Here is a 4,199-nt window from a genome sequence, read left to right as displayed (position 1 = left end):
ATGATCTGCAATATTGAAGACAAACGAGCTGCAAAGAGAGCAAAGCAAGGCAAACGAGTCTCAAGAACAGCCGGCAGGCTCGTGGAAGGAGCCCGAGTTTCTGGCTGGAAACAAGCCATCAACCAGATGGCCGTGGCCTTTCCCGACCGCTTCGACAAATACCTATAAACTAGCCCCACACACAAACAACTTGACACGCTCCAAGATCCATTCTTGTCTCGCCGGCAAGGTAGCGCTCGACAACTTCCTTCTTCACCTCGAAGGGGTAATGCTGCTTAGTCGGTTTCTCCACAAGACATAGCCTGCCACGCAGCACAAACCGACGGTAGAGACTCCGCACGGCGTGTCTGGAGACCCCGAGAGCATTGGCAGCTGCTTTACACCCCATGCCCTGCTCGAAACACTCCACCAACTGCTCGCGCTGATATTCGCTCAACGAACTTCGTGCTCTCAAAGAAAACTACTCCCTACTAGTCGGTAACTGATTTCTCAGTCCAACTAATGGGGAGCAGTTCAAACACCACCACACCAGTGCCCCCAAATCAGCCCATGGGATGATGGGACACTGCGACCAGGCGGGTTACTATATAGAAAGGTAATTTCCCATTTACAAGGAGAACACGCTTTATGACTGATGCCGCGGCACGCGCCGTTGAATTGTTTAAGCAATACGGAAGCGATGACACGGCCGTTATCGCCCTTGATCACGTTTCCATTGAGTTTGGAAAGAACCAATTCACAGCCATTATGGGCCCTTCGGGTTCGGGCAAGTCCACGTTGATGCACACGATGGCAGGGTTGGACTCTGCTACCTCTGGCTCGGCGTTTATCGGAGATACCGATATGTCCCACCTCAATGACAAGGAAATTACGGCGCTGCGCCGAGACCGCCTGGGATTCATCTTCCAATCCTTCAACTTGGTTCCCACCTTGACGGCTGCGGAAAACATCACGCTGCCGACCGATATTGCGGGCAAGGACGTCGATAAGCAGTGGTTCGAAGAAGTCACGCGTCGCCTGGGGCTGGCGGAGCGTTTGGAGCACCGTCCGGCGGAATTGTCTGGTGGTCAGCAGCAGCGTGTGGCATGTGCTCGCGCTTTAGTGTCGCGGCCGGAGATTATTTTTGGAGATGAGCCTACGGGTAACTTGGACTCCAATTCTTCGGCTGAGGTGCTGGATATTCTGCGCACTGCGGTGGATCAGGATGACCAGACTGTGGTCATTGTGACGCATGATGCCAAGGCGGCGTCTTATGCTGATCGCGTAGTTTTCCTTGCTGACGGCAAGCTCGTTAACGAACTGCAGGATCCGACGATGGAGGCCATTCACAATGTAATGGCAGAGATTGAGGGTTAAATGGCACGCGGAAACGCAATGCGCAGGGTGTCCGTGCGCAATATTTTGGCGCATAAGTTGCGCCTTGGGCTGACAATTTTGGCGGTGGTTTTAGGCACCGCCTTTATTGCTGGCTCTTTCATGTTCACTAACTCTTTGAAGGCTACTTTTGATTCCGCGGTGGATAACCAATTCCGCGGTGTAGACGCAGTAGTTAGTGAGAACGATGATAGTGACCAGAAGCTGGATGAAGTGCTGCGCCAACAGCTGCTTGATGATCCCGCGGTTAAAAACATCAACGTCGCTGACTCGCAGACCGTGGTTGTTGCCGATGAAAATTCGGAGGCTTTCCAAACCCAAAGTGGTACTGCGAGCCTTGTGCCGTATTACCCCGCGGATAAAACCGTCGGTGGATCTAGTGAGCTGGTTGAAGGCGATGAGCCAAAAGCCATAGATGAGGTAACGATCAATTCCTCTGCTGCGGAGAAATACGATATTTCCGTTGGCCAGAAGCTTTTGGTGGTTCATCCGGATAGCCAGGATGAGGTTAGGGTCACAGGCATCGTGGAGCCGCCGGTGGAGCAGGGCGATAGCATCGAGCTGCGGATGGGCGAGGTTGATTACCTAGGACGATTTGGTGATCCCTCCCAGCTGAAGGTCTCTGCTGCTGATGGCGTAGATGCGAATGCGCTTGTCGATGACCTCAATGACAAGTTCGACATCAAAGCCGAGTCCGGCGAGCGTCTGGCAGAGCAAACCAGTGAAGCAATGACTGAGGCCTTGAAGTTTGTGAACTACTTCCTCGTTGCCTTTGGTCTTATCGCCTTGTTGGTGGGTACCTTTATTATTGCCAATACGTTTTCCATGATCGTGGCCCAGCGCATTAAGGAGTTTGCTCTGCTGCGCGCTTTGGGCGCTTCGCGTCGCCAGATCACCAATTCTGTTGTGGTGGAATCTGTCATCGTTGGCGTACTGGGTTCCATCGTCGGTGTTCTTGCCGGCGTGGGATTAGTCGCTGTTATCAAGGCAATTATGGGCGCCAACGGTATGGACATCGGCGGCGGCTTGGGCTTGAGTGTTGCGGCCGTGGTGGTCCCCATTATTTTGGGCACGATTGTCACCGTGGTCTCCGCGTGGGCTCCTGCGCGGCGCGCGGGTGCTGTGGAACCGGTTGAGGCGATGCGCACGACGGAGTCGGCCTCCGGCTCTTCGTTAAAGGTGCGCACGATCTTCGGTGTCATCATCATGATTGGCGGGATTATTGCTGCTTTTGCGGGCGTGCTTAGCGATGCCGAAACGAACGTCCGCGCCATTCTCGTTGGCCTCGGCGCCGTCGGAGTGATTATTGGTTTCTTCCTGGCCGGGCCCGCACTCTCTTTGCCGTTGGTGCCAACGCTGGGCAGGGCTATCGGTGCACCATTCGGGTCCATCGGCAAGCTGGCTGCTACCAACTCGCGGCGTAACCCGCGCCGCACCGCCGCCACGGCCTTTGCCCTGACTTTGGGCGTGGCATTGGTCACGAGCATCGGCATGCTGGGACAGACAATGAAGGCTTCCATCTCGGATACGGTGGACCAAACTATTACGTCGGACTATATTTTGTCTGGACCGAGCTCCGGAAACTTCCCGACGCCGAAGGAAACCGGTGCGCGTGCCGCAGAGGCAGACGGTGTGGATAAGGTCATTACCGTCGGCTCGGCGCCGGTTGCCGTGGACGGTCAGGCCTCCTTGGACTTTGGTAGCGGCGGGTTGTTCACCGTGACGGTGGATGCTGACCCTACCTCGATGCTGGCGATGAACATGGTGGAAGGCGATGCCAATATTGAAGGTGGCTTTGCCGCCACGGAAGACTTCGCCAAAGAAAATGGCTGGAAGGTAGGAGAAACCTACGAGGTCACCGGAAGCGAGCCGGGCAAGACTGCGGAAGCGAAACTGGTCGGTACCTTTGAACCCATTGAGACCATTCAAAATATGGTGGTTTCGCAGGACGTGGCAGAACAGGTCGCCGCTGACGGTGAATTCTCCGTGCAGATGGTGGGCGTCTTAGGTCAAGAAGGCTATGACAAGGAAGAGCTGCGCCAGAACCTCGAGGATGCTGTCAAGGATCTCGTGGTGGTGCAGGTCAATACCGGTAAGGAATACGCGGGTCAGGCCGCTGGCTTCATCGACCAGATGCTGGCCATTCTCTACGGTCTTCTCGCACTAGCCGTGATCATCGCGGTACTGGGTATTGTCAATACCTTGACCTTGGGTGTTATTGAGCGCCGCCAGGAGATTGGCATGTTGCGTGCGGTGGGTACGCAGCGCCGCCAAATCCGCAGGATGATCACACTGGAGTCGGTCCAGATTTCGCTCTTTGGTGCGATCATGGGAATTCTCATTGGCCTCGGCTTGGGCTGGTCCTTCATTGAGATCTTGAATGATCAGGGCCTTGGCGGCGCCGAGGTTCCGTGGGGCATGTTGGTAACCATGCTGCTGGGATCCGCAGTTGTGGGCATCATTGCAGCGGTATGGCCATCGCAACGCGCGGCAAAGACGCCGCCGCTGGAGGCGATTGCGGATTAATGCCTGGATATCCAGGCCTTGACCGCATCCGTGGTCTTGAGGTCTGGAAGGTAGGCGTGCATCGTCGCTAGACCGATATTAGGAAGTTTCAGCTCGTCGTCGTAGCACAGGAACCATGGGTGCTCTTCGGGCTGGAACTTCTTTTTGCTTGCCGCCAGGCTGTGGAATCCGTAGAAGGGCTCGACCTCATTGCCTAGGCGCTGCAAGAGATTGTCGAGCCAGGAGGGGGACCTGACCCCCTTTTGGTGGACACCTGATATCCAGCCTAGTCGGGCTGGGAAGAAAGGTAATCTACCACC

3 protein-coding genes and 2 pseudogenes are annotated in these 4,199 nt (G+C 55.5%); 3 read left to right on the top strand and 2 right to left on the bottom strand.

Translation table 11 applies throughout. The features are described from left to right. Nucleotides 1–168: pseudogene (locus ABRP98_RS11530) on the top strand (IS256 family transposase); the annotation flags it as partial. Nucleotides 169–202: 34 nt separating this feature from the next. On the opposite strand, the pseudogene ABRP98_RS11525 reads toward ABRP98_RS11530, so the two are convergent. Then, nucleotides 203–454: pseudogene (locus ABRP98_RS11525) on the bottom strand (helix-turn-helix domain-containing protein); the annotation flags it as partial. Between the two features lie 173 nt (nt 455–627). Between ABRP98_RS11525 and ABRP98_RS11520 the strand changes: the two are divergent. Further along, a complete protein-coding gene (locus ABRP98_RS11520; protein WP_349859334.1) occupies nt 628–1,356 on the top strand; it encodes an ABC transporter ATP-binding protein in 729 nt (242 codons plus the stop codon). Next, a complete protein-coding gene (locus tag ABRP98_RS11515) occupies nt 1,357–3,900 on the top strand; it encodes an ABC transporter permease (protein WP_284852492.1) in 2,544 nt (847 codons plus the stop codon). Here ABRP98_RS11515 and ABRP98_RS11510 read toward each other — a convergent pair. Beyond that, complete coding sequence (locus ABRP98_RS11510; protein ID WP_502878803.1) at nt 3,897–4,160, bottom strand: phosphatidylglycerol lysyltransferase domain-containing protein; 264 nt, start codon at nt 4,158–4,160, stop codon at nt 3,897–3,899. The two genes, ABRP98_RS11515 and ABRP98_RS11510, sit on opposite strands and share 4 nt — an antisense overlap. Between the last annotated feature and the right edge of the window lie 39 nt (nt 4,161–4,199).

Origin of the sequence: Corynebacterium sp. KPL2838 (assembly GCF_040225455.1) — a bacterium.
GTDB lineage: Bacteria > Actinomycetota > Actinomycetes > Mycobacteriales > Mycobacteriaceae > Corynebacterium > Corynebacterium rhinophilum.
This window is presented reverse-complemented; position numbering and strand designations above follow the sequence as displayed.

Excerpts from the sequence above, each read along its gene's own strand:
- ABRP98_RS11520 (WP_349859334.1), top strand. The coding sequence starts at position 628 with ATGACTGATGCCGCGGCACGCGCCGTTGAATTGTTTAAGCAATACGGA.
- ABRP98_RS11515 (WP_284852492.1), top strand. The coding sequence starts at position 1,357 with ATGGCACGCGGAAACGCAATGCGCAGGGTGTCCGTGCGCAATATTTTG.